Annotated in this window: 18 protein-coding genes and 1 pseudogene; 6 read left to right on the top strand and 13 right to left on the bottom strand. The window is 67.6% G+C overall.

Going from position 1 to position 25,774, the window contains the following annotated elements; all coding sequences use genetic code 11:
* Positions 1-18 precede the first annotated feature (18 nt).
* The 6 genes from ACFVJQ_RS16440 to ngcE form a co-directional block, all read right to left on the bottom strand.
* A complete protein-coding gene (locus ACFVJQ_RS16440) occupies positions 19-1,119 on the bottom strand; it encodes a sugar ABC transporter substrate-binding protein (protein WP_385509779.1) in 1,101 nt (366 codons plus the stop codon).
* A 132-nt stretch (positions 1,120-1,251) separates the two neighbouring features.
* Positions 1,252-2,463, bottom strand: coding sequence for an ROK family transcriptional regulator (locus tag ACFVJQ_RS16435; RefSeq protein ID WP_385509547.1), 1,212 nt, complete (start codon positions 2,461-2,463; stop codon positions 1,252-1,254).
* A gap of 182 nt (positions 2,464-2,645) precedes the next feature.
* Positions 2,646-2,792, bottom strand: a complete 147-nt coding sequence (locus ACFVJQ_RS16430; protein ID WP_385509546.1) for a hypothetical protein — start codon at positions 2,790-2,792, stop codon at positions 2,646-2,648.
* A gap of 14 nt (positions 2,793-2,806) precedes the next feature.
* Entirely contained in the window at positions 2,807-3,730 is a 924-nt protein-coding gene (locus tag ACFVJQ_RS16425; RefSeq protein ID WP_385509545.1) for a carbohydrate ABC transporter permease, read from the bottom strand.
* A gap of 3 nt (positions 3,731-3,733) precedes the next feature.
* Positions 3,734-4,660 carry a carbohydrate ABC transporter permease gene (locus ACFVJQ_RS16420; protein WP_385509544.1) on the bottom strand — a complete coding sequence of 309 codons (927 nt, stop codon included), beginning with the start codon at positions 4,658-4,660 and terminating at the stop codon, positions 3,734-3,736.
* A gap of 58 nt (positions 4,661-4,718) precedes the next feature.
* Positions 4,719-6,170 (bottom strand): N-acetylglucosamine/diacetylchitobiose ABC transporter substrate-binding protein, encoded by a 1,452-nt coding sequence (gene ngcE / locus ACFVJQ_RS16415; RefSeq protein WP_385509543.1) that lies wholly within the window; start codon positions 6,168-6,170, stop codon positions 4,719-4,721.
* Between the two features lie 144 nt (positions 6,171-6,314).
* Between ngcE and tnpA the strand changes: the two genes are divergently transcribed.
* The 5 genes from tnpA to ACFVJQ_RS16390 all read left to right on the top strand — a co-directional run bounded on the left by tnpA (position 6,315) and on the right by ACFVJQ_RS16390 (position 13,796).
* On the top strand, positions 6,315-6,749 hold the full coding sequence (gene tnpA / locus ACFVJQ_RS16410) for an IS200/IS605 family transposase (protein WP_385784407.1): 435 nt from the start codon (positions 6,315-6,317) through the stop codon (positions 6,747-6,749).
* Positions 6,746-7,948 (top strand): RNA-guided endonuclease InsQ/TnpB family protein, encoded by a 1,203-nt coding sequence (locus ACFVJQ_RS16405; protein ID WP_385509540.1) that lies wholly within the window; start codon positions 6,746-6,748, stop codon positions 7,946-7,948. The genes tnpA and ACFVJQ_RS16405 overlap by 4 nt, the downstream gene beginning before the upstream one ends.
* 490 nt (positions 7,949-8,438) lie before the next feature.
* Positions 8,439-12,254, top strand: a complete 3,816-nt coding sequence (locus ACFVJQ_RS16400; protein WP_385784404.1) for a GH92 family glycosyl hydrolase — start codon at positions 8,439-8,441, stop codon at positions 12,252-12,254.
* Positions 12,255-12,460: 206 nt separating this feature from the next.
* Positions 12,461-13,333 carry a trypsin-like serine protease gene (locus ACFVJQ_RS16395; RefSeq protein WP_385509537.1) on the top strand — a complete coding sequence of 291 codons (873 nt, stop codon included), beginning with the start codon at positions 12,461-12,463 and terminating at the stop codon, positions 13,331-13,333.
* A gap of 178 nt (positions 13,334-13,511) precedes the next feature.
* The gene (locus tag ACFVJQ_RS16390; RefSeq protein ID WP_385509536.1) at positions 13,512-13,796 is read left to right on the top strand and encodes a hypothetical protein; all 285 of its coding nucleotides are present in this window, start codon (positions 13,512-13,514) and stop codon (positions 13,794-13,796) included.
* Here ACFVJQ_RS16390 and ACFVJQ_RS16385 read toward each other — a convergent pair.
* From ACFVJQ_RS16385 to acnA, 7 genes and pseudogenes are all read right to left on the bottom strand, one after another.
* Positions 13,757-15,163 (bottom strand): annotated as a pseudogene (locus ACFVJQ_RS16385) (sensor histidine kinase). The gene ACFVJQ_RS16390 and the pseudogene ACFVJQ_RS16385 sit on opposite strands and share 40 nt — an antisense overlap.
* 372 nt (positions 15,164-15,535) lie before the next feature.
* Complete coding sequence (locus ACFVJQ_RS16380; protein ID WP_385509535.1) at positions 15,536-16,177, bottom strand: hypothetical protein; 642 nt, start codon at positions 16,175-16,177, stop codon at positions 15,536-15,538.
* A complete protein-coding gene (locus tag ACFVJQ_RS16375) occupies positions 16,161-17,276 on the bottom strand; it encodes a hypothetical protein (RefSeq protein WP_385509534.1) in 1,116 nt (371 codons plus the stop codon). The genes ACFVJQ_RS16380 and ACFVJQ_RS16375 overlap by 17 nt, the downstream gene beginning before the upstream one ends.
* Positions 17,273-19,525: a hypothetical protein gene (locus tag ACFVJQ_RS16370; RefSeq protein WP_385784399.1), complete on the bottom strand. Its 2,253-nt coding sequence runs from the start codon at positions 19,523-19,525 to the stop codon at positions 17,273-17,275. The genes ACFVJQ_RS16375 and ACFVJQ_RS16370 overlap by 4 nt, the downstream gene beginning before the upstream one ends.
* Positions 19,518-20,141, bottom strand: a complete 624-nt coding sequence (locus ACFVJQ_RS16365; protein WP_385509532.1) for a toll/interleukin-1 receptor domain-containing protein — start codon at positions 20,139-20,141, stop codon at positions 19,518-19,520. The genes ACFVJQ_RS16370 and ACFVJQ_RS16365 overlap by 8 nt, the downstream gene beginning before the upstream one ends.
* 16 nt (positions 20,142-20,157) lie before the next feature.
* Positions 20,158-21,429 carry a multiprotein-bridging factor 1 family protein gene (locus ACFVJQ_RS16360; RefSeq protein ID WP_385509778.1) on the bottom strand — a complete coding sequence of 424 codons (1,272 nt, stop codon included), beginning with the start codon at positions 21,427-21,429 and terminating at the stop codon, positions 20,158-20,160.
* Positions 21,430-21,982: 553 nt separating this feature from the next.
* Entirely contained in the window at positions 21,983-24,715 is a 2,733-nt protein-coding gene (gene acnA / locus ACFVJQ_RS16355) for an aconitate hydratase AcnA (protein WP_385784396.1), read from the bottom strand.
* 205 nt (positions 24,716-24,920) lie between these two features.
* On the opposite strand from acnA, the gene ACFVJQ_RS16350 reads away from it, so the two are divergent.
* Positions 24,921-25,733, top strand: a complete 813-nt coding sequence (locus tag ACFVJQ_RS16350; RefSeq protein ID WP_385784393.1) for a DUF6985 domain-containing protein — start codon at positions 24,921-24,923, stop codon at positions 25,731-25,733.
* Positions 25,734-25,774 lie beyond the last annotated feature (41 nt).

Below are 25,774 nucleotides of genomic sequence, written 5' to 3'. Positions count from 1 at the left end.
AAAGGGACTTGCGGCTGCTTACTTCAGGCCGATCTTGGCGCAGGCCGACTTGTACTTGCCGGTGCAGATCTCGTCGACCGTGTAGACGCCGTCCTTGATGACGGTGTCGTTGATGTTGTCCTTGGTCAGCGAGGTGACGGGGACCAGAACCGACGGAACATCCTTGGCGCTGTCGCTGGAGACCTTGTCCTTGGCGATGGAGTCCAGGGACTCGCCCTTGGCGAGCGCGACGGCCATCTCGGCGGCGGCCTCGGCCTCGGGGGCGTACGGCTTGTAGACGCTCATGTACTGCTCACCGGCGACGATGCGCTGGACGGCGGCGAGTTCGGCGTCCTGGCCGGTGACCGGGACGTCGATGCCGGCCGACTTCAGGGCGGTGATGATGCCGCCCGCCATGCCGTCGTTGGCGGAGTAGACGCCGACGATCTTGTTCTTGCCGAGCGCCGAGATCGCGGACTCCATGTTGGAGTTGGCGTTCTCCGGCTTCCACTCCTTGGTGTCGTACTCCTTGCCGACCTTCACCTTGCCGTCGAGGACGGAGTGCGCGCCCTCCTTGAACTGGGCGGCGTTCGGGTCGGTGACGGAGCCGTTCATCATGACGATCTGGCCGTCCTTGGCCTTGTCGCCGAGCGCCTCCAGGAGGGCCTCGCCCTGGGTCTTGCCGACCTGAACGTTGTCGAACGAGGTGTAAGCGCTGATCGGGCCCTCGGCCAGGCGGTCGTAAGCGACGACCTTGATGCCGGCGTCGACGGCCTTCTGCACGGAGTTCTTGATGGCCTTGGCGTCCACCGCGTCCAGGATCAGCACGTCCACCTTGTTGGTGATCATGGTGTCGACCTGCTGCGCCTGCAGGTTGGCGTCCTGCTTGGCGTTGTTGTACTGGATCTCCGCCTTGTTGTTCGTCAGCTCCTTGATCTTCTGCTCGATCAGCGGCCGGTCGAACTTCTCGTAGCGCGCGGTCTGGTTCTCCGGAAGGAGGAGGCCGACCTTGATGTCGTCGCCCTTGGCGGCGGAGCCGGTGGAGTCGTTGTCGCCGCCGCCCGCTTCCTCAGCGCTGCCACAGGCGGCGAGAGAAACGGCCATCGCACCCGCGGCAATGGCGACTGCGGCACGACGCATACGCGTGTTCACTTCATAACCTCCCTGACGAGGCCGCGTCGTTGCGGCCGAGGTGGCTGGAAGTCAACTCGGCCACACGTGCGACGTCAAGAAGTAAATCCTTAACGGGTTGGCAACGGTGCCATCCGTTCTCTAAGTGAAGGCGGGTGCCGCAGCCCTCAGCGCACCGGCCGCACTTCCGTCCAAAAGGGTCGAATCGCCCATCTCGCTGAGTGCGAGGGCGAGCGCTCCGAGCACCTCCGCACGGCCCCCAAGTGCCCCTGGGAGAACGGAGAGTTGACGCGCCGCGCTGGGGATGGCGTAGCGGCCGACGGACTCCCTGATCGGCCCCAGCACCAGCTCACCGGCCTCGGCGAGATCGCCGCCCAGCACCACGCGGCTCGGGTTCAGGAGGTTGCAGAGATTGGCGACTCCGCTGCCGATGTGACGGCCTACGTCGGCGATCACCCGACGGCAGCCCGGGTCGCCGTCCCGCGCCAGCCGTACGACCCCTTCCATGGTCAAGCCGGTGCCGTGGCTGGGCTGGAGGAGCGGGAGCACATAGCGCGCGGCTGCGAAGGTCTCCAGGCAGCCGCGGTTTCCGCAGCGGCAGACGGGCCCGGATTCATCAAGCGTGATATGCCCGATTTCCCCTGCTGTGCCGCCGGGGCCCCGGTAGATCTTCCCGTCGATCACCAGGCCGGCGCCGACACCGCTGGCGACCTTGATGTACGCCAGGTCCCGCACGCCCTTGCCGCTGCCCCAGACCAGCTCGCCCAGGGCGCCCAGGTTGGCGTCGTTGTCCACGTGCACGGGTACGCCGAGCCGCCCCCGCAGCTCCTCGGCGGGCCGGGCCCCGGTCCATCCGGGCAGGATGGCGGTCGAGCCCAGCGTCCCGGACTCCACGTCGATCGGGCCGGGAACGCCGACGCCCACCCCGGCGATCTTGGCCCGGTCCACTCCGGTGGCCGCGATCAGCCGGTCGACCAGCACTTCCGCCCGGTCGAAGCCCTGCGCCGCGGAGGCGTCCACGTCCAGCGGCTCGGACTCCTCGGCCAGCACCTGGTGGGCGAGGTTCCCGACCGCGACGCGCAAATGCGTGTGCCCGAAGTCCACCCCGATGACAATCCCGGCGTCACCGCTCAGCGAGACGCTGCGGGCCCGCCGGCCACCCGCCGAGGTGGGCGTGACCTCGACCGTTCCGCCGTCCTTGAGCTCCCGGACGATGTTGGAGACCGTCGCCGCGGACAGTCCGGTCGTCCTTGCGATCTCCGCCTGGGTGAGGGATCCCGCCAGCCGCACGGCTCGTACGACCCGCTCCAGGTTGGCTCGGTGCAGCGACGACTGCGACCCCGGAGTCTCCACGACGACCTCCTGCGCACGGGACCGCCTCGATGAGGCCCCGTCTATGTCCAACTAGTGAACTCTAAGCTGAGCCGCACGGGGTGCCTCCCGTCAAGAGGTTGAACAGTTTCCGGGATCGTGCACACAGCACGCACACCGCTCCCGAGCGCGGAAGCGGTGTGCGTGCAACCGGTTACGGAACGCTACTTCAGGGTCGCCGAGGTCAGACCCGCCTGCACCTGGCGCTGGAAGGACAGATAGACCACCAGCATCGGGATCATCGCAATCGTCACGCCTGCGAACAGCACGGGCAGGTCGGGCCGAGGGCGTGGCGCCGAATTCGCGGTCACAATCCCACCACGCGTCACTTCAACGCCCCCGCCGTAAGCCCCTGTACCACCTGGCGCTGGAAAACGATGTAGGCCGCGAGCACCGGCAGCATCGCCATGACCAGACCGGCGAAGAGGCCGGACCAGTCGCCCTTGTAACCCTGGCTGACAGCCAGCTGCACCAGGCCCTGGGTGAGGACCCGCTTGTCGGGGTCGGTGTTGAGAACCGTGGGCAGCATGTACTGGTTCCACTGGCCCAGGAAGTTGAAGATGCCGACGCTGACCAAGCCTGGCTTGGCCATCGGGAGCATGATCTGGAAGAACGTGCGGGTATGGGAAGCGCCGTCGACGAAGGCCGCCTCGGCCACCGATGTCGGCAGGGTGCGGAAGAACGCCGTCAGGAAGAACACCGTGAACGGCAGCGAATACGCGATGTAGACCAGGATCAGGCCGTGGATCGTGTTCAGCAGGCCCATGTTGTTGACGACGTAGAACAGCGGGACCAGCGCGAGCATGATCGGGAAGCTCATGCCGCCGATGAACAGGTAGTAGATGAAGCGGTTGCCCGGGAAGTCGAAGCGGGCGAGAACGTATGCCGCCATCGAGCCGAGCACCAGCGTGCCAACGAGCGAACCTCCCACCACCAGGATCGTGTTGAGGAAGTAGTCGCTCATGTTGGCCTCGGTCCACGCCCGCGACCAGTTCGAGAAGTGCAGTTTGTCCGGCAGTGACCACGGCGAGCCGAAGATGGAGCTGTCGTCCTTGAAGGACGTCATCACCGCCCACAGCAGCGGCATGACGACCATGAGCGCCCAGATGACGAGAATGCCGTGCGAGAAGACGTTGAGGGCGGTGCCCTCCTTCTTTTCCCTGGACGGCACTTCGGCCGGGGCACCGGTCTTGGTGACGGGCATACCGGACTCGGCCGGTACGGGAGCGGTGGTCTCGGTCGTCTTCATCTGTCAGAACTCCAGCCGCTCGCGCCGCCCCAGCCGCATCACGACCGCGGCGAAGGCCAGCGTGACGATGAGCAGGGCCACACCGATCGTGGTGGCGTAGGCGGCCTGCCCATCACGGAACGCTTTCTGGTACACGTACAGAACCATGACCGTGGTCGAATAGTCGGGGCCGCCTGGCCCGGTCGTCATGATGTGTACGACCGCGAAGGACTCGGCGCCGAGGGCGAGGATGCCCATGTAGACCCAGCCGGACTGCACGGTGTCCCACAGCAGCGGCAGGGTGATCCGGAAGAACGTGTTGGCGCGGCCGGCGCCGTCGAGCAGCGCGGCCTCGTACAGATCGGCCGGAATGGAGGCCATGCCCGCGGAGAACAGGACCACGAAGAAGCCGACCGTGGACCAGACGATCACCGCCATCACGGCCCACAGGGCGAGGTTCGGGTCGCCCAGCCAGAGCGGCTGGACGCTGTCGAGCCCGACCCCGCGCAGGATCGAATTGATCGCTCCGCTGTCCGGGTTGTACGCGAAGGCGAACAGCAGCGCGACGATGGCGATCGACAGCACCTGCGGGAAGAAGTAGACGATCTTGTAGAACGAGGAACCGCGGACACCGGTGATCGCCGGGCCGCCTTTTCTGCGCCGTCCGCCCACATTGATCATGAAGGCGAGGAACAGCGCGAAACCGATCGTCACCAGCGGCAACAACAACGCGAACAACAGGCTGTGCTGCAACGACTTCCAGAAGATGTCGTCGTCGAGCATCCTTTCGTAGTTGTCGAAGCCGACCATCTTGAACTCAGGGCTCAGACCGGTCCAGTCCGTGAACGAGTAGTAAATGGACTGGATGAACGGCCAGACGACGAAAAGTCCGTACAGCCCCAGGGGCACCGCGAGGAACCCCATGATGAACCGGTACTTGCCGTGCTGCATTGCTATCGACCCCGATCTGCGCGCGGGTGCAGCCGCTGGTGACTGATCCTCACGGGACCTACTGGTGCTTGTAGTGCTTGATCGACGTGTCCTTCGCGGTCTCGTCGGCGAAGCCCTGGATCTTCTTGATGGCCTCGGCCGGGGTGAGGCGACCGGCCATCATCTCGCCGAGACCGGCCACACCGATCTTCTCCTTCTGCAGCTGCACGTACCAGTCCTGCATCCGCGGATTCACCACGTTCTCGCCGGCCTTGTCCAGCGCTGCGACACCGGACTTCAGGCCCGGAGTGAGGGTGATGCCGTCGGTACCGCCGTTGTACGCGGTCAGCGACTTGACCTTGCTGGTGAAGTTCTTGGAGCTCGCCTCGCTCAGCATGATGCGCAGCTGCTCCATGCCGCCCGCGGTGTTCTTCGCCTTGGCCGGGACGATGAACGGCTCACCGCCGGAGGCCCAGATGGTGCCGAAGGGCAGCTTGTCGGAGGAGTCGATGCCGGTGGGCGCGGAGACGGCGAGGTCGAAGTCCTTGGGGATGACGTTCGCCGACTCGTTCTCCACCCAGGAGCCGTTCGGGATGAACAGGGCCTTGCCCTGGGCCCAGGCGGTCTGCGACTGGATGTGGTCCAGGCCGGGGGTGCCCTTGAGGACGTAGCCCTTCTTGTAGAGCTCGTAGTAGGCGTCGAAGCACGCCTTGACCGCCGGGTGCTTCCAGGCGTTCGGCTCCAGGTTGTCGATGGCGTCGAGGACCTCGACACCGCCGACCTTGCCGATCATCGGGTAGAGCGAGAAGGGGAGGTAGTACGGGTACTTGCCCGCGTACGTCCAGCCCGCCATGCCCTTCTTCTTGGCCTTCTCGCAGACCACGAGCATCTGGTCCCAGGTCTCGGGGTACTGCTCGTCGAGCGAGTCCAGGGCCTTCTGCGAGTACCAGACGCCGTACACCGTGTAGGCGTAGTACATGATCCAGACCGGATCGCCGTCCAACTGGCCCATCTCCACGATGCCCGGGCGCAGCGTGTCGCGGACCTTCTTGTCCGGGTCGTCGTACGACGGGGCGTCCAGCAGCGGCGTGAGGTCGGCGAGCTGGTTCTTGCTGGAGAGGACGCCCATGTCCATCTGCTCGGCACCGGAGTTGTCGATGAGGTCCGGCGGGGTGCCCTGGTTGAAGCGGGGCTGGAGCGTGGACTGGATCTTCTGGGTGGCGGAGAACTTCACGTCCACCTTGGGGAAGTTCTGCTCGTAGATCTTCACAGCGTCCTCGGCATACTCCTTGCCGAAGCCGCCGTCGAACAGTACGAATTCCATCTGCGCGCTGTCGTTGACGCCGAGCGGGTTCTTCGCGGTCTTCTTGCCCGATTCGGCCTTGTCCTCGTCACCTCCCCCGCTGCTGGCACACGCGGAAAGGAAGCTCATCGTCGGTACGGAGATCAGACCGAGCGCGGCAGAACGCTTGATCACATCGCGGCGGCCTACACCTTCTGAGCTGCTGCTGACGTCGGAAGTGGATCCCATCAGACCTACCTTCAAGGAGACCGCCGGCTTTGGCCAGCGGTTAATCGAATCCTTGGCCGTGCGGTGCGAAGCGCCGCAATATCACTTCGGCCATGTTCCCGGAGAGCACCCGCAATAGACCTGCGGCATGTGTATATTGATCACGTGTCTGCGACCAATAAGGCTCGCCGGTTCTCTGGTGGCGTGTACGACCTCGGGCTGCATGTGGTGTGGTGCTCGAAGTACCGCAGACCAGTCCTCGACGGCCAGGTAGCGGAACGTCTTCGTGAACTGATCGAACAGAAGGCTGGCGAACGGGGGTGGCATATCGCGGCACTCGATGTGTTGCCCGACCATGTCCATCTGTTCCTCAAGCACGACCCGAAGGCGTCGGCCTCACATGTGGCCAACCAGTTCAAAGGCCTCACCTCCCGCGTACTGCGGGAAGAATTCCCGCACCTCAAGAGCCGCCTGCCCACACTGTGGTCGTCGTCGTACTTCGCCGCCTCGGTCGGCGTCGTCTCCGTGAAGACAGTGCAGCAGTACATCGAGACGCAGTGGGAACGTCCCCTGAAGGAAGGCCAGGAGACGATCGCTTGAGACGCGCCTACAAATTCCTTCTCCGACCCACCGTGCGCCAGGAGCAGGCGCTCCGGGACATGCTCCGGGATCACTGCACCCTCTACAACGCCGCGCTTCAGGAGCGGCGCGACGCTTACCAGCACGCGTCGAAGACGAACATCAGCTACGGACGGCAATCCGCCCAGCTTTCGGAGATCCGCAACTTCGACCCGGACCAGGCACGCTGGTCGTTCTCCTCCCAGCAGGCAACCCTTCGTCGGCTGAACAAAGCGTTCGCCGCCTTCTTCAGTCGTATCAAGAAAGGCGAGAAGGCCGGATACCCCAGGTTCAAAGGCGTAGGACACTTCGATACCGTTGAGTTCCCGAAGAACGGCGACGGCTGCCGCTGGGATTCCACCCCGCACGACACGCAGACCCGAGTACGCCTGCAAGGCGTCGGACATGTCCGGGTCCACCAGCACCGACCCGTACTCGGTCGGGTGAAAACGGTGAGTGTCAAGCGGGAAGGCCGCCGTTGGTACGTGATTCTCGCCTGTGACGACGTGCCTGCCAAGCCGCTTCCGGCCACAGGATCGATCGTCGGCATCGACATGGGCACGGTGCATTTCTTCACCGACTCGAGCGGCAATCACGTCACCAACCCACGCCTTATGGAGAAGTCCGCCAAGGAGCTGGCGGAGGCACAGCGGCTTCTGGACACCTTCCCCAAGCGCACGAAACGCCGGACCAAGAAGCACCGTGCCGCGGCTCGGAAGGTCGCCAAGCTGCATACGAAGGTGCGACGTCAACGGCTCGACCATCACCACAAGACAGCGAGCGCACTCGTGCGGAAGCATGACGTGATCGCCCACGAGAGACTGAACACGGCGGGCATGACCAAGAGGCCCGCGCCCAAGCCCGACCCCAGGCGCGACGGTGTGTTCCTTCCGAACAAGGCCACCGCCAAAGCCGGGCTGAACCGCAACATCCTGGATGCGGGTTGGGGGTTGTTCTTCGGAATCCTGGCGAACAAGGCTGAGAGCGCCGGTCGCCGCGTGATCCCCGTGGACGCCCACAACACCTCCCGCACCTGCCCGGAATGTGGGCACGTTGCCAAGGAGAACCGCACCAGCCAAGCGAAGTTCGAGTGCGCAGCGTGCGGCTTCGCCGCCAACGCGGACCACGTCGGCGCATTGAACATCCTCAACAGGGCCGGGCCGGCCCTCTGCGCCGATTAGTCGGCGGCGCAGGAAGCTCGCTGCTTCAGCGGTGGGCGGAGTCACGCTCAAGTCCTCGCCTTCAGGACTCAGGCGGTGAACCGGAACCTCCCCGGCACCGCAGTCGGGCCACGCTAGGACGTACAAGTCGTGCGGGAAGTGCTTCGTACTTGATGGGCCAGGGCTGGGAGATACTCGGTGGTCAGTGCGTTCAGGCACGGCAACTACCTGTGCCCCGGCCACCGTCGAACGGCTACGCGGACGCCGACAGGTATAGTCCACTTCCCGCCAGCGGAGCAAGATCGAATGCAAGGTTGGCCGTCGGCTTTTCCGAGTTGAGACCTCGCGGAAATATGAGCTGCCTGTGTGCGCCTTGCCGGAAAAATCCGCGACATTGAGCCCGAACGCCACAGCCAACACCCTTGACAGCGCTGACCACTTGAGCCACTACTGGACCTTGCGCACGAAGCTGACAACGTTGTCCAGCGTGATGCAGGGAGGGTGCTCGCTCATGCAGCACAGAGTTCGGCACAGATGGGGTCCGGCGGTCGTGACGGCGACCGCCTTCGCTTTGGCCGTGAGCTCACAGGGTGTGGCAATCGCACTGCCGGAAGCGCCCACCGCCGACCGGGAGTTCACGTCGTCGTTCGAGGCCGGGGAGTCGGCCCCGGACTGGCTCAACACCGTCGACACCGCGCCGGACGGCAGCAAGCGCGCCGCCGGCGTCGACGGCGGGTACAGCAGCGGCATTCCGGGCAATGTGACCGACCATGTCACCGACGTACGGGCGAGCGGCGAGAACTCCGGCGCCGGCGAGGTGAAGGAGAACCTCGTCGACACGGAGCCGAGCACCAAGTGGCTGACGTTCGAGCCCACCGGCTGGGTCGAGTTCGATCTGGACAAACCAGCTAAAATCACCAGGTACGCGCTCACTTCGGCCAACGACCACGACGAACGCGACCCCGCGGACTGGACCCTGCAGGGCTCCACCGACGGCAAGGACTGGAAGACCCTCGACACCCGCACCGGCGAGTCCTTCCCGGAACGCTTCCAGACCAGGACGTACGACATCGCCGAGACCGCCACCGCCGAGTACCGGCACTACCGGCTCGACGTCAGCAAGAACCACGGCGGCGGCATCCTCCAGCTCGCGGACGTGCAGTTCTCCACGGGCGGCGATGACGGCCCCGTACCGCAGGACATGCTCTCGCTGGTCGACCGCGGCCCGAGCGGCTCGCCCACCGCGAAGGCGGGCGCGGGCTTCACCGGCAAGCGGGCGCTGCGCTACGCCGGCCGGCACACCGCGGACGGGCGGGCGTACTCGTACAACAAGGTCTTCGACGTCGACGTGGCCGTCGGCCGCGACACCGAACTCTCGTACCGCATCTTCCCCTCGATGGCGGACGGCGACCGCGACTACGACGCCACCAACGTCTCGGTGGACCTGGCCTTCACCGACGGCACCCACCTGAGCGACCTGGGCGCCACCGACCAGCACGGCTTCACGCTGTCGCCGCGAGGGCAGGGCGCCGCCAAGGTGCTGTACGTCAACCAGTGGAACAACGTCGTCTCGCGGATCGGTTCGGTCGCGGCGGGCAAGACCGTCGACCGGATCCTGGTGGCGTACGACTCCCCCGCCGGCCCGGCGAAGTTCCGTGGCTGGGTGGACGACGTGTCCCTGAAGGTCAGGGCCCCTGAGAAGCCGAAGGCGCACCTGTCGGACTACGCCGTCACCACCCGCGGCACCCACTCCAGCGGCGGTTTCTCGCGCGGCAACAACTTCCCGGCGACCGCCGTGCCGCACGGCTTCAACTTCTGGACGCCGGTGACCAACGCGGGCTCGCTGAGCTGGCTGTACGACTATGCACGTGCGAACAACGCGGACAACCTGCCGACGATCCAGGCGTTCAGCGCCAGCCACGAGCCCAGCCCCTGGATGGGTGACCGGCAGACCTTCCAGGTGATGCCGTCCGTCGCCACGGGAACCCCGGACAACGGCCGTGAGGCACGGGAGCTGGCCTTCCGGCACGAGAACGAGACCGCGCGGCCGTACTACTACGGCGTACGGTTCGAGAACGGGCTGAAGGCCGAGATGGCGCCGACCGACCACGCGGCGGTGCTCCGCTTCACCTACCCCGGTGACGACGCGAGCGTTCTCTTCGACAACGTGACGGACCAGGCGGGCCTCACGCTCGACAAGGAGAACGGGATCGTCACCGGCTACTCCGACGTGAAGTCCGGGCTGTCAACGGGAGCGACCCGCCTCTTCGTCTACGGCGTGTTCGACAAGCCGGTGACGGACGGGGCGTCGAGCGGGGTCAAGGGGTACCTGCGGTTCAAGGCCGACGACCGAACCGTCACGCTGCGGCTCGCGACCTCCCTCATCAGCGTCGACCAGGCCAAGGACAACCTGCGCCAGGAGATCCCGGACGGCACGTCCTTCGAGGAGGTCAAGGACCGCGCCCAGCGGCAGTGGGACCGGCTGCTCGGCAAGGTCGAGGTCGAGGGCGCGACGCCGGACCAGCTGACGACGCTGTACTCCAGCCTGTACCGGCTGTACCTGTACCCCAACTCCGGCTTCGAGAAGGTCGGTTCGAAGTACCAGTACGCCTCCCCGTTCTCGCCCATGCCGAGCCCCGACACCCCGACGCACACCGGCGCGAAGATCGTGGACGGCAAGGTGTACGTCAACAACGGTTTCTGGGACACCTACCGGACGACCTGGCCGGCGTACTCGCTGCTGACGCCCTCTCAGGCAGGCGAGATGGTCGATGGGTTCGTGCAGCAGTACAAGGACGGTGGCTGGACCTCGCGCTGGTCCTCGCCGGGGTACGCCGACCTGATGACCGGTACGTCCTCGGACGTCGCCTTCGCGGACGCGTACGTCAAGGGCGTCGACTTCGACGCGAAGGCGGCGTACGACGCTGCGGTGAAGAACGCGACGGTGGTGCCGCCGTCGTCGGGCGTGGGCCGCAAGGGCATGGCGACCTCACCCTTCCTCGGCTACACCAGCACCGACACGCACGAGGGCCTGTCGTGGGCGCTGGAGGGCTACCTCAACGACTACGGCATCGCGCAGATGGGCCGGGCCCTGTACCGGGAGACCGGCGAGAAGCGCTACAAGGAGGAGTCCGCGTACTTCCTCGACCGCGCCCAGGAGTATGTGAACCTCTTCGACTCCGAGGCCGGTTTCTTCCAGGGCAAGGACGCGCAGGGCAACTGGCGTGTGGAGTCCTCGAGGTACGACCCGCGCGTGTGGGGCTACGACTACACCGAGACCAACGGCTGGGGCTACGCCTTCACCGCCCCGCAGGACAGCCGGGGCCTGGCCAACCTGTACGGCGGCCGGTCCGGGCTCGCGGAGAAGCTGGACGAGTACTTCAGCACGCCCGAGACGGCGTCGCCGGAGTTCGTCGGCTCGTACGGCGGCGTGATCCATGAGATGACGGAGGCGCGGGACGTCCGGATGGGCATGTACGGGCACTCCAACCAGGTCGCCCACCACGCCATCTACATGTACGACGCGGCCGGACAGCCCTGGAAGGCGCAGAAGAACGTCCGCGAGGTGCTGTCCCGGCTCTACACCGGCAGCGAGATCGGCCAGGGCTACCACGGCGACGAGGACAACGGCGAGCAGTCGGCCTGGTTCCTCTTCTCCGCCCTCGGCTTCTACCCCCTGGTGATGGGCAGCGGCGAGTACGCGGTCGGCTCCCCGCTGTTCACCAAGGCCACCGTCCATCTGGAGAACGGCCGGGACCTGGTGGTCCGGGCCCCCAAGAACAGCGCGAAGAACGTCTACGTCCAGGACCTGAAGGTCAACGGCCGTACCTGGTCGTCGACTTCACTCCCCCACTCGCTGCTCGCGAAGGGCGGAGTCCTGGACTTCGACATGGGCCCGAAGCCCTCGAAGTGGGGCACGGGCAAGAACGCCGCGCCGGTGTCGATCACCCAGGGCGACAAGGTGCCGACGCCCCGCACGGACGTGCTCCAGGGCGCGGGTCCCCTGTTCGACAACACGTCCGTGACGGACGCGAGCGTGACGTCGGTGGAGCTGCCGGTGTCCGGGCGTGCCCGGGCCGTGCAGTACACGCTGACGTCGTCGGCCGACCACACGAAGGCCCCGACCGGCTGGACCCTCCAGGGCTCGTCCGACGGGACCACATGGCGGACCCTGGACAAGCGCTCCGGGGAGTCCTTCACCTGGGGCAGACAGACCCGCGCGTTCTCCGTGGGGTCACCGGGTACGTACGAGAAGTACCGCCTGGTCCTGGACGGCGAGGCGACCGTTGCCGAGGTGGAACTGCTCTCGTCGAGCACCCATCGCTGAGCGTGGGCTTGCACAACGGGCGTCACCGGCAGTGACGCTGCGTTTGCGCCCCTGCCCCACCGCCACGCTGACGTGGTGGTGGGGCAGGGGCGCCCGCCGGCCGGCGCGGGGGGCCCGCTCTTGCCGCAATCCGCCCCAGGCGCTTCACTTGGCCCACCTCCCACAGAAAAAAACATCTGCTCACACCTGCAGAAGAGGTAGGTCTCTTGTCAGCCATACGCGCCACCGCCGTCACCGCGGCGGCCTGTGCGGCCGTGCTCACCACCGCGCTGCCGTCCTTGGCCATCAACTCCTACAACGCGACGCCTGCCCCCGAACGCACCGAGGTCGGCGCGCTCGTCGCGACGTGGGACAACGACGACAACCCGGCGACCCCGGACCGGGTGGACTGGGTCTGCTCCGGCACCATGATCGACGCGGACACGTTCCTGACGGCCGCGCACTGCACCACCGACTGGCCGGACAACGTGAAGTTCTACGTCTCTCTGGACCAGGACGTGCAGTCCGGACTGGACGCCGCCGCCAAGAAGTATCCGGGCAACCCGGCCGCCCAGGCCGACGCCGTAGCCGTCCGGGGCACCGCCCACAGCCACCCCGGCTTCCCCGGGCCCGCCTCCGACACGCACGACATCTCGGTGATCGAACTGCCCGCCGCGCAGATGAAGGCCCGCTGGTCCTTCACGCCGGCGACACTGCCGAAGGCCGGCCAGCTCGACGCGCTGGGCCCGCAGGGGCTGAACTCGACCGACTGGCTCGTCGCCGGGTACGGCACCCAGGAGGCGGTGAACGGCCCCGGCGGCCAGACCCACCCCGGCGGCGGGGTTCGGATGAAGGCGCCTGTCACCTTCGACGCCCTCAACGACGCTTGGGTCCGTCTCGCGATGACCGCCCCACAGGGCAACGGCGGTGCCTGTTACGGCGATTCGGGCGGCCCCAACTTCGCGGTGATCGGAGGCCGGAACGTCCTGGCCGCCACCACGATCACGGGCGACACGCCGTGCTACGCGACGAACGTGACGTACCGTCTGGACACCCCGGGCGCTCGCGCGTTCCTGTCGCCCTTCGTGAAACTTCCGTAGTTCTGGGGCCTTCTGCCCGCCTTCTGCCCGGCGGGCCGGTCCTGGGCCGGCCCGTTCGGGACGACATGGAGGAACACCCGTTCCTCACCGTGACCCACCGTCGAACATCCGTCGCGCGTCGATCGCCGGTCTCGTGAATCCCGCCGATGTCCGACGGCCCTCATGGGAAGCTGGTGCGGTGACTTCACCCAATGAAGCGGGCGACCGCACTGTCTTGGTCGAACAGCGCAGACAGTTGGCTCGCGGCAGAGACAAGGCCTTGCAAGATCTGCTGAACATGCGAAGTTACGTTGCGGAAGGACGGCGGTCTCCGGAAGACCTGACGGCAGCCGTCGTCGAGGCAGAGGCCGCCTGCCGCGAGGTCGCCGCGTTCGATGCGGAGCACCCCCACATCCGCACGAGTGGAAATGCCGAGGACGACGCTCAGGCACTGCGTTTTCTGGCTTCGATGACCGGCTTGTGACAGCGCAGACGCCCGGTCACCCCTCCGGGCATCGGCAGTACCACCGTGAACTCCGTACAGCCCGGTTCGCTGACGACTTCGATGCTGCCCCCATGGGCCGTCGTGATTGCGGCGCGATGGCGAGGCCCAGGCCCGAGCCGCCCGGCGTGCCAGCGGCGCGGGTACGGGACGTGTCCGCTCGGGTGAAGCGTTCGAAGACGGTCGGGAGGAGGTCGAGTGGGATGCCGGGGCCGTTGTCGCGGATGTGTATAAGGCAGTGACTGTCATGTGCCTCCACGGTGGCGACGACCGTCGTGCCAACAGGCGTGTGCACACGCGCGTTGGCCAACAGATTCGTGACGACCTGGTGCAGGCGGGCCTCGTCGCCTACGACCAGCGGCGGGGTGCCCAGGCTCAGTTCGAGCTGCCAGTCGTGGCCGTCGCCGGCAGCCCGGGCGCCCTACACCGCCTCCGCGACCAGCGCCGCAAGGTCGACCTTGGTCGACTGCAATGGGCGGCCCTCGTCGAGGCGGGCGAGCAGCAGGAGGTCCTTGACCAGGCCCGTCATGCGCGCCGACTCGGCGGAGACGCGACGCCAGGCCAGCACCGGCTCGATGCGGTCCGTGCCGCGGTTCATCAGCTCCGCGTACCCCGCGATCGAGGCGAGCGGCGTGCGCAGTTCTTGGCTGGCGTTGGCCAGGAAGCGGCGCATGTGGTCCTCGCTGCGCCGTCGTTCGGAGAGCGAGGTCTCGACGTGGTCGATCAGGCGTTTGAGCACGGCGCCGACCTGACTGGCCTCGCTGCCGGGGTCCGTGTCGGCCTCGGGCACCAGGTGAGTCCGGTGACCTCGGCCGGCGTCAGCAACGCGCGAGAGACCTCGACGGCGGTGGCGGCGACTCGGCCGAGGAGGCGTAGTTGTCGTCGGATGACCATGGCGCTGACACAGCCCGCGGCGGTGAGCCCGGCGCCGGCGACGACCGCCTCGATCACGACCAGGCCGCTGATCATGTCCTGTACGTCGTCCATCGGGAGGCCTGTGAGGACGCGGCCCCCGTCCGACTGGAGGGCGGTGATCCGTAGGTGCCGAGGCCAGGGACGGTCCGGGTGTGCAGGGAGCCGTCGATCCTCAGACCCGTGAGGGTGACCCGCTGGTCGGCGGTGAGGGCGTAGGGCGCGGCGTCCTGGGTGACGACCGCCGCGGAGAGGATCGTGCCGTCGCCGCCGAGCAGGCCGGCGGGCTGCCTGCGCTCGTTGAGGAACGTCAGGTCCCTCTCCGACTCCGGATGGAGGGAGGCGCCGCGCAGGCTGCGGCGGGCGGCGTCGGTGACGTGGTCGTCCAGATTGCCGAGCAGATAGGCACGTTGCGCGAGGGCGGTGGTGAGGACCATCGCCGTGCACACCACGACGAGGGTCGCGCCGATGAAGAGCAGGAGGCGGGTCCGCAGTGAGCGTCCGCGCGGCCGGGCCCTCGTCTCCCGTCCTTCGTCGGTCTGTCCTCGGCCGACCTGATGTCGTGGCCCAGTCCGCGCCCGGTACGCGGATGGTCCATGGCCAGATCACCCAGGACGCGTACCGCGCCACCGGCCCACCCCTGCCCGTCGACGCTGTGCTCCAGCGCGTCCCGCGCGGTGAGCATGAGCACCGGCAGCTCCGGCGTCTCCTACTCCAGCCGATGCAGTACCGGAGGGCCGTCCGGGGCCGACGGCATCCCGTCCAGCACAGCGGCATGCGAAGCGTAGCCACAGGCGGCCCGCAGCGTGCTAGCCCTTCTCCCGGCTCTTCCCCTTGTCGTTCCCGGCCTTGTTCTCCCCCTGCTCCCCTGCGTCCTCCTCGGCTTCCAACAGCGAGTTGGCGGAACCGACCCACTGGGCGGCCGGGCTCTCGCAGCGTCGGCCCTCAACGCCCGTGCAGTAGGCGGCGTTCCAGTACGCGAAGGCCAGGACGAGGGTGACGCAGGTGAGCCTGCCCGGCCAGCGGCCGATGACGGCGAGGGTCGGCAGACCCTTGCGGACGGCCGACTGCACATGATCGGCGGCGTTGAGTACGGCGTTGCCATACGAATAGAGCAGCGCGGGCGGCCGGGCGTTGGTCAGCCGCGCCGTCCGGGCGACAGCCAGGTCGGGAAGGAGGCAGACGGCCCGCAGTCCGTCGACGAGGCCGTTGACGGGGCCGACGAGGAAGCCAGCGAGCCAGGGGACGGCGCGGCCGATGATCCAACGTGCCGCGTGGTAGCCCCCGACAGCCAGCAGGACCAGCTCGATCAGCTGGTTGACGGCCGGCGCCAAGCCGAAGTCGTTGAGCGCGGCGTCGACCCAGCCGACCGCCGGCCCGACGACGGGGAGGTCGGTCAGCGGGCTCATGGTGGACGCGTCCGGCCCGAGGGAGTCAGACAGGGTACTCATCCTGCTCACCCTTCTCCGCGTCACCCGGCATCGCCCGTTCGCTCTGAGCCTCCTGCACGGACCCGGCGTCAGAGTACTTCCTCTCGTCCCCATCCGAGGCGGGCCGTTGCAGTTCCGGGCGGTTCCCGGGCCGCAGGCCGCCCTCACGCATTCCGTCGGTGAGCGTCTCCGCCGCTTGGTAGACGAGTCCCGCCACGTCCCTCGTGCCCACGAGACCGCCGTCGATCGCGGTCGCGAGGAACGCTCGCGCCTCTTCCCAGGGGATCTGCCGGTGCCGCTGGACCAGTTCGATGACACCGTCGACGTCGTCCGGTGACCGTTCGAGGCGGAGTTTGATCAGTCCGTACCGCTCGTCCTGGAGCGCCTGGTCGTAGAACTCCATGCGCATGGTCTGCAGGGCTATGCGGTGTTCCTCGTGCATCCTCTCCAGTTCCAGCTCCTCCTGCTTGCGGCGCCTGCGAAGCCGGTGTGCGACGTCTTCCTCGATCGCGGAGAAGTCGGCCTCGGCCAGCTTGGCCTCGTGCTCCTGCTCACGGCTCTCCTTGGCCCGCTTCTTCAGCGTCCGTGCGGCGATGTGCGCTTGCGTCCCGGAGTCCAGACCGAGAGTGACGGAGCAGGCGAGCAGGCCCAGTCCGTGGGGCAGCCGCAGGCGTTCACAGACGAACTCGGCGTTGATGGCGTCCTCGGCTCCGGCGCTGTCCTCAATGGCGAAGCGTCGGCTGATCCGCCGCAACTCCTGCTGCACCAGCGGCCGGTAGATCGACCCGACATCGGCGAGCCGTGCCTCGACCGCCGCTTTCGGGTCCCGGACCTGCCAGGACATCGCGATGTCGGCTCGGAAGGAGAACGCCTCCTCCGAGGAGGGCAGTTCGAGGGAGAAGGAGTCGTGGTGAACGCCCGTGTCCACCTCGTACATCACCTGGGGCGCGTCGAACCAGATCTCGCCGGCGGTCAGGGCGCGGTCCGCCACGAACATGCGCCCCCGCTTGTCGACGAAGACGATGACGGTGTTGCCCTCTGTGACGCGCTGCTCGCGTCTGAGGGTGGCGCGGCTGACTTTGTGCCGACGGATGATGTCCGTCCTGCCGTCGGTGCTCACTCCGGGTCTTCCCTTCCGTTCAGTCCGCCCGGGCCGACCCGCTCGTCGAGGGACGCCAGGAGAACGTCGATCGTTTCCGTGAGGGTGCCGTTGTCGGCACGCCAATCGAGGAGGTGACCGCGCAGCGCGTCGGCGTCCCGCGGGGTCTGCGCAACCGCCGACACGAGCGCTGCCAGTGGTTCCCGCAGCATGTGCTCGTCCCCGGCGAGCGCGACCCATCGGTAGAGCAGCTCGTAGCCCGGGCGGAACAGCCGCGGGGCGTCGAGGGTCCGGTGCAACAGGGTCGCCACCCGCCGCAGATGCCGGTCGTCACTGGCGACGAGCCACAGCATCGTCGGCCACGGCACGGCCGCCTCGGACAGCTCCACCCGCACCCGGTAGCAGAGTTGGAGGAAGCACGCGATGCCCGCGTCCCGCAGCTCCACCAGCGGGGACTCCTCGGCGTCCGTCCATTGGAGCAGATGGTCGAGGACCAGACCGGTCAGGTCCTTCTCGTGGTCCATGAACAGCTCGGTGACGCTGTCGCCGATGGCCGGTACGAGCCTCCTGTCCTTCTCGGCCGCAAGTCGTCTCAGCAGCCGCAGCGCCCGGCCCGCCATGGTGCGCCCCACGCTCGCGCCGAGCGCGCGGGCGGCCGTCCACTTGAGCCGGGCGGGCTGTGCGGAGCCGCTCCAGTCGTCCATCATGCGGCTGACCAGCGGAGCCAGCCCGGGGTCACGTGCGGGAATGCGAAGCGCGGCGAGGACCACTTCGCGGTGCCGTACGTCCTTTGCGGCGGCCCGATCGATGAGGAACCGGCGGCGGATGTGCTCGAAGTCGTCGAGGCTGAGCAGGCCCAGGGCGCCCCCGGCCCGCAGCCGGACGATCCGTGCGGGATCGTCGGCCAGGTCTCCGAGCCAGTCCACGACCAGCTGTCGCGCCTCGCCGTGTTCCTGCCAGACGTGCCGGAGCACACGCTGGGCGGTCCGGCTGTCGAGGTAGCGGAGTGCTCGTACGGCACTCGGCCCGTACTGGGTCATGGCCACGGTGTCGTAGCACTCCGCCCGGGCTGCCGCGAGCCGGTTGCGGCGGGGCTCGCCGAAGGCCTTCGAGGGCTCACCGCCGTCCGGGTGCTCCAGCGCGCGGATCCTGTCGGCCAGCAGCCGCTCGGCCCGGTCGACGGCGCTCTCCTGCAGCCGGTCGAGGACCGCGAGGGAGAGTACGAAGGGCAGCCGACCCCCTTCCCGCTCCCCGTCGAACCAGTCGCGGAACAGATCGTCGCTCTCCGGGGAGATCCGGTCTCGGACGTCGGACACCTCCGCCTGCCCCTGGCCGACCAGGGTGAGGAGTGTGGACAGGTCAGCGATGCGCCGGACGGGCAACCCGTCGTTGACCGCCGTGTCGATCAGATCCCGCACCTCGGCGTGCCGCAGGAACGCCAGCCTCGCGTCGTGCCGATCGACGTCCAGGTGCCGGGCGACATGGCGCCGCACCAGCTCATGGGCATCCGGTGGTTCGGGGTCGGCGTCGAACAGCCACTCGTCGAGCATCCCGCGCTCCAGGAGCGGAGCCGCCGGAGCGAGCCTGACGATCAGGTGGCACTGCCGCTCCTTCAGCTCGGCCGACAGCCGTTCGAGGTGGAAGGGGCGCAGCGCCGTGGCCTGTTCGGGCTGCAGCGACTCGACGAAGTAGCCGCCGCCCTCCTCCAGGCGCTCGACGCGCAGCGAGCCGATCCGCACCTCCGGGTTGAGCTTCCAGACGTCGCCCTTGCTCAGGCGGTCCAGGCCCCGCAGAGCGCTGGTGGTGGCTCCCCGTCCGGAGGGAACCCGGTGGAGGATCACGGCCGTCGTCGCCAGCCGCTGTTCCAGCTGTCGTTGGCACCGGGGCTCCACGAACGTGGCCCGGATCTCACGAAGCACATGGGCAGGCACCTCGCCGCTGTCGACCCGGCCGGAGAAGGCCATGGCCTCGGCGGCGCTGTACTTGTCGCCGCCCACCGCGTCCCGCAACCGGGTCTCGCCCAGAAAGAAGTTCCCGTTCACCGACACGGGCCCGGACGACAGGAAGGGCTCCAGGGCCTGTTCGAGCAAGGTGACGAAATCGCCGAGATCCCGAGCGTGTGCCTCGTCCTCCAGCCGGGCGCCGAGGTCGTCCGACGGCGGGTTCTCGTGACGGGCGGCGTGGCTATCGCCGCCGGGCGGGTCTGTGGCGTCTGGCGCGTCCGAGTCCCGCGGTTCGTCCGGGGAGTGGACGGCGTGCTGGTCAGCCATGCCGCTCGCCCGTTCCCCAGACGTTCTTGTCACCGCCGACGACATCCCCGTCCACACGGGTTCTGCCGAGGAAAAGGTTTCCCCGGAAGGCGCCGTCGCCGGCTGTCGGCCCGTTCCCGAGGCCGCGCCGACTGCTGTTCGGTTTCGTGCCCAGTGCGGGCACCGCGGTGACGATCGCCTCTGCGATGTGGTCGATCCCGTCGTCCGGGTGCCGGTGGTCCAGCGTCAGGTTCTGCAACTCGGGCAGTGCAGCGAGGGGCTCGGGCACGTCGGCCGGGACCAGCCGCGGTGTCCGGTCCAGGAGTACGGGAATGACCGAGAGGCCTAATGCGAGGGCTTCGACGATCTCGAAGCGCACCCAGTCGTTCTCGTCGTCGAGTGCCCTTCTGCCGTCCGCGGTCCGTGCGTCGCGCCATCCGGGGCCGATGAGAGCGAGCAGGACATCGCACTTCCGTAGCGCTTTGCGAATCTCGTCGGGAAATCTCTTCCCGCCTCCGATGGACCGTCCGGCCCGGAATATCTCGTCGGCGCCGAAACGGTCCGATAATTCCCGGTCTAGCAGGGTCGCGGTGGCCAGTGAGTCACTGGTCCGGTAATTGATGAAGACGCTTGGCACGGTTCCTGTCCATCCGTCAAATGTTCGTGGTCTGGAGAGACGACGTGAGTTTGGGAATCAACTGCCGTACGCGTGGATCCTGCCGTCGGCGCGCCAGGGTCCTCGAGATGCGCCGCAGATCGGAGGCGATGGTGGCCGATTCGACGGCGTCGGCGTCGGCGAGGAGGCTTTCGGTCAGCGCGCACGCCTTGTCCAGGTGGCCGGCCTCCGCGTAGGCGAGCGCGAGCCGGGCGCCGTAGCGGGTGCGCGAGCGAACGGCGTCACGGGGGATCATGGCGATCTCGCGGTCGAGGATGAGGATGGCCTCATCGAAGTGGCCCAGTTCATGCAGGCACCAGCCAGTGACCATCGCCGCCGGGTCGGACACGGTCCCCGTGCCGATCACCGGCCCGCCGTCGGAGGGGGCGGCGAGGAGTTCAGCGGCACGGTCGAGGGCGCGTCGGCAGTTGTCGTAGTCGCCCGCGAGCGCATGTCCCTGTGCCTCGCGCTGGGCGGCCAGGCCCCGGATGCGGGCCGGAATGGCGGGGTCGGACTGGGCCCGGCGGGCCAGTTCGACGGTCTGCACGGCGTCGTCCCGGTACAGGGTGATCAGCGCGCGGCGGACCAGCGCGTAGGCGCGCAGATGGGGGTCGCCGCCCTTGGCCGCGAACTCGGCGGCCCTGCCCGTCCACCACAGGGCGGCCCGGTCGTTCCCCGACTCCTGAGCCATCCAGCCCGCGTACTCGGCGTACCGGGAGGAGAGCTTCAGCGTGTCGTCGCGGAGCCGGCCGCGGCTGTGCTGGGCGAGCCCGGCCAGTGAGTGGGCCTGGGTGATCACGGTGGGAAGCAGCAGGCCGGGGCTGAGCAACTGGCCCATGCGCCGGGTGTGGTCGAAGAGCTGACGGTAGTGCGGGAGCGTGCTCTCGAGACGGGCCGCCGCGGCCGCGCTGCGGGGCCTGACGCCCAGCCCCAGCAGCGATGCCGCGCCGGCCATGACGGCTTCCCGTCGGGCCATCGGCTGGAACGAACTCGTACCGTCGGGCAGCAGAACCATGGACCATACCTCGCCCTCTGCGTCGAAACTCTCTTCCGCCGGAGCTTCGGGGCGGGCGCGATCGGGGACCAGAGCGGCCAGCGCTCCTCCCGCGTCGAGAACGGCGTCACACCGCCGGGCCAGGCCCGGAGCGGGTATTTTCGCGCAGGTTTCGATCTTGCTGAGATAGCCCTTGGAATAGTGCACGGTCCGGGCCAGGTCGGCAAGGGACATATTCGCCGCGATACGCCGCCGTCGAAGCTCTTCTCCGAACATCATCGCCGATTCCCCCTTCGGATCCATCCGGTTTCCCGGAGGCTTTGCACATGGGTAACGGGAAACGCCTGTCGAGCGGGCGGTGGAGAGCTGCATCGTAGGACCCGTTCCGAGCAAGTCCCAACACCTTACAGATAAACGGGCGTTGGGCGAAAACCCGAGGGAGAACCGGAACGGAGAGGACGCGAACCGTGCGGAATAGGGTATTCCAGTCGGTGTCGAAGCTAGCGCTGCCCATCCTGTTCGAAGAACTGCAACCGATCAGAATAATCGGCCAGTTGTGCGATCCGATGGGTCCGCACAGCGGTCTGCTGATCATGCTGCTCGTGGTGTGCCTCACCGCCCCGGATGATAGGAAGACGAACTCGGAGCGTGGCACGGACTGACCGACCGCTCAAGCCCAAACGGCATTGTGCCAACCGGGTGGTGGGATGTACGGCGAGCGCCGGGGGTTTCCTGTTGCCAGTGGGGCGGGCAACAGGAAACGCGTCGGGCCACAACCCTTGTGAGGGTTGCGGCCCGAACGACCCGTACCGGTGAGCCCGGTTGCGGCTTACTTACGGATCAGGCTGCGCAGCACGTACTGCATGATGCCGCCGTTGCGGTAGTAGTCGGCCTCACCGGGGGTGTCGATGCGGACGACCGCGTCGAACTCGACGCCCGTGTCGGTGGTGACCTTGACGGTGCGCGGCGTGGTGCCCTCGTTGAGCTCGGTGACGCCGGAGATGGAGAAGGTCTCCTCGCCGGTCAGACCGAGGGACTCGGCGGACCGGCCCTCCGGGAACTGCAGCGGCAGGACGCCCATGCCGATGAGGTTGGAGCGGTGGATGCGCTCGTACGACTCGGCGATGACGGCCTTGACGCCCAGGAGTGCGGTGCCCTTGGCCGCCCAGTCACGGGACGAACCGGAGCCGTACTCCTTGCCGGCCAGGACGACCAGCGGGATGCCGGCGGCCTGGTAGTTCTGCGAGGCGTCGTAGATGAAGGAGACCGGGCCGCCGTCCTGCGTGAAGTCGCGGGTGTAGCCGCCCTCCGTGCCCGGCGCGATCTGGTTGCGCAGGCGGATGTTGGCGAACGTACCGCGGATCATGACCTCGTGGTTGCCGCGGCGGGAGCCGTAGCTGTTGAAGTCACGACGCTGGACGCCGTGCTCGGTGAGGTACTTGCCGGCCGGGGTGTCGGCCTTGATGGCACCGGCCGGGGAGATGTGGTCGGTGGTGACCGAGTCGCCCAGCTTGGCGAGGACGCGTGCGCCCGAGATGTCGGAGACCGGCGTGGTCTCCATCGTCATGCCCTCGAAGTACGGGGGCTTGCGGACGTACGTCGACTGCGGGTCCCACTCGAAGGTGTTGCCGGTCGGGATCGGCAGCGCCTGCCACTGGGCGTCGCCCGCGAAGACATCGGAGTAGGACTTGCTGAACATGTCCAGGCCGATGGCGTTCGCCACGACGTCGTTGACCTCGGCCTCGGACGGCCAGATGTCGGACAGGTAGACCGGCTTGCCGTCCTGGTCCGTGCCCAGGGCGTCCTTGGTGATGTCCACCTTCATGGAGCCGGCGATCGCGTAGGCGACGACCAGCGGCGGGGACGCCAGGTAGTTCATCTTGACGTCGGGGTTGATGCGGCCCTCGAAGTTGCGGTTGCCGGAGAGGACCGAGGTGACGGCGAGGTCGTGGTCGTTGACGGCCTTGGAGACCTCCTCCGGCAGCGGGCCGGAGTTGCCGATGCAGGTGGTGCAGCCGTAGCCGACGAGGTTGAAGCCGACCTTGTCGAGGTACGGGGTCAGGCCCGCCTTGTCGAAGTAGTCGGTGACGACCTTCGAACCCGGGGCGAGGGTGGTCTTGACCCAGGGCTTGCGGGTCAGGCCCTTCTCGACCGCCTTCTTGGCCACCAGGGCGGCGGCGACCATGACGTACGGGTTGGAGGTGTTGGTGCAGGACGTGATGGCGGCGACCGTCACAGCACCGTGGTCCAGCGTGTAGGTCGAGCCGTCGGGGGCGGTCACGGTGACCAGGTTGGACGGCGCGCCGTTCGGGATGGACGAGGGGGCGTCGGAGCTCGGGAAGGACTCCTTGCTCGCCTCGTACTCGTCGCTGACGTAGTTGCGGACGTCGATCTTGAACTGCTCGGCGGCGTTGGCGAGGACGATGCGGTCCTGCGGGCGCTTCGGGCCGGCGATGGACGGGACGACCGTGGAGAGGTCGAGCTCCAGCTTCTCGGAGAAGTCCGGCTCGGCGGCCGGGTCCAGCCAGATGCCCTGTGTCTTGGCGTACGCCTCGACGAGCGCGACCTGCTGCTCGGAGCGGCCGGTCAGGCGCAGGTAGTTCAGGGTCTCGTCGTCGATCGGGAAGATCGCGGCGGTGGAGCCGAACTCCGGCGACATGTTGCCGATGGTGGCGCGGTTGGCGAGGCTCGTGGCGGCCACACCCTCGCCGTAGAACTCGACGAACTTGCCGACCACGCCGTGCTTGCGGAGCATCTCGGTGATGGTCAGCACCAGGTCGGTGGCGGTGGTGCCGGGCTTCAGCTCGCCGGTCAGCTTGAAGCCGACGACGCGCGGGATGAGCATCGAGACCGGCTGGCCGAGCATCGCGGCCTCGGCCTCGATACCGCCGACGCCCCAGCCGAGGACGCCGAGGCCGTTGACCATCGTGGTGTGCGAGTCGGTGCCGACCAGGGTGTCGGGGTAGGCCTTGCCGTCGCGGACCATGACGACACGGGCCAGGTGCTCGATGTTGACCTGGTGGACGATGCCGGTGCCGGGCGGGACGACCTTGAACTCGTCGAACGCGGTCTGGCCCCAGCGCAGGAACTGGTAGCGCTCCTTGTTGCGGCCGTACTCCAGCTCGACGTTCTGCCGGAAGGCGTCGTTGGTACCGAACTTGTCGGCGATGACGGAGTGGTCGATGACCAGCTCGGCCGGGGCCAGCGGGTTGATCTTCGCCGGGTCGCCGCCGAGCTCCTTGACGGCCTCACGCATGGTGGCGAGGTCGACGACACAGGGAACGCCGGTGAAGTCCTGCATGATGACGCGGGCCGGCGTGAACTGGATCTCCTGCGAGGGCTGGGCCTGCGAGTCCCAGCCGCCGAGGGCGCGAATGTGGTCGGCGGTGATGTTCGCGCCGTCCTCGGTGCGGAGCAGGTTCTCCAGCAGGACCTTAAGGCTGTAGGGGAGCCGGGCCGAGCCCTCCACCTTGTCCAGGCGGAAGATCTCGTACGACTCGTCGCCCACCTGCAGCGTGCTGCGGGCGTCGAAGCTGTTCGCCGACACGACAGTCTCCTTCATTCATGTGCGCGTACCACCGCATCCTGCCGCCACGCCGTCTTGGCCAATCCGCTAAGGTAAGGCTAAGTTAGGCAACCCTTACCGCCAGACCGATGACGGCGTGCGGCCGAGGTGCGCCTCGGCAGATATCTCGATGTCGAGATAACTCTAGTACATGGGGCCGGGATGGTCATGCCCGGCCTCGTTGTGATGTTCTCTGGCGACGATGGATCGAACCGTTTTCTTCCGGGACGACGCCGCCTGGACCACACGCGTGCCCTTGCCGGCGGAAACCTGGACCGCCGCCACGGGAAATCCCGTCCCCGTGCACTACGCGCCCGAGGGGCGGGAGGACCACCCCCTCGACGACGCCGAGATCGCGTCGGTGGCCCGGGCGGTCGACCACCTCCCCGACCTCTTCGCCGCACTCCGGCCCGCACTGCTCACCCACCACCACACACTCCGCGCCCCGGCTACCGAGCAGCTGACCGACGCCACCATGGCGGGAGACCTCGAGGCACACCTCCACGTCGTCGCCGTCTACGTCCACCAGATGACCAGGGACGGGATTCCGTACGTCGGCATCGAGTTCTGCTGCCCCTGCGACGAGGAGCACGGCGTGGGCGTCCTCATGCACGGCACCCGCACCGTCGACGTGGGAGGCGCCGACACCGCCTTCCTGCTCTGGATCGCCGAGCGCGACGCCACCGACCCCCGCACCGGCCTGGACGAATCACTGATCGGCCACTGGCACAGCAGCCCCTTCGACTGGGGGGCGATGGAGACATCCGCATTCGAACTCCGGGCCGATGGGCGGGGCTGGAGCTGTCTGACCACCCCCGCCGGAGAGTCCGTCACGCGACTGACGTGGCGGTGCCCCGACCCGGGGGTTCTGGAGTTGCGGACGGAGGACGGTGAGGTCACCAGGCACCGTTACGTCATCACCCCGGCCGTACCGGCTGTTGCGGAAGAGCCGGTGCCGGCCGTCACCTTCGAGGAACCGGTCGAATTCGCCTTTCAGTACGCGAAGTCAGGGTAACCGAGTGGGGCCGGGTCCGCCCGGCCGACCCGAAGGGAGAC

The organism is Streptomyces sp. NPDC127197, assembly GCF_042672405.1.
Lineage (GTDB): Bacteria > Actinomycetota > Actinomycetes > Streptomycetales > Streptomycetaceae > Streptomyces > Streptomyces flavusporus.
This window is presented reverse-complemented; position numbering and strand designations above follow the sequence as displayed.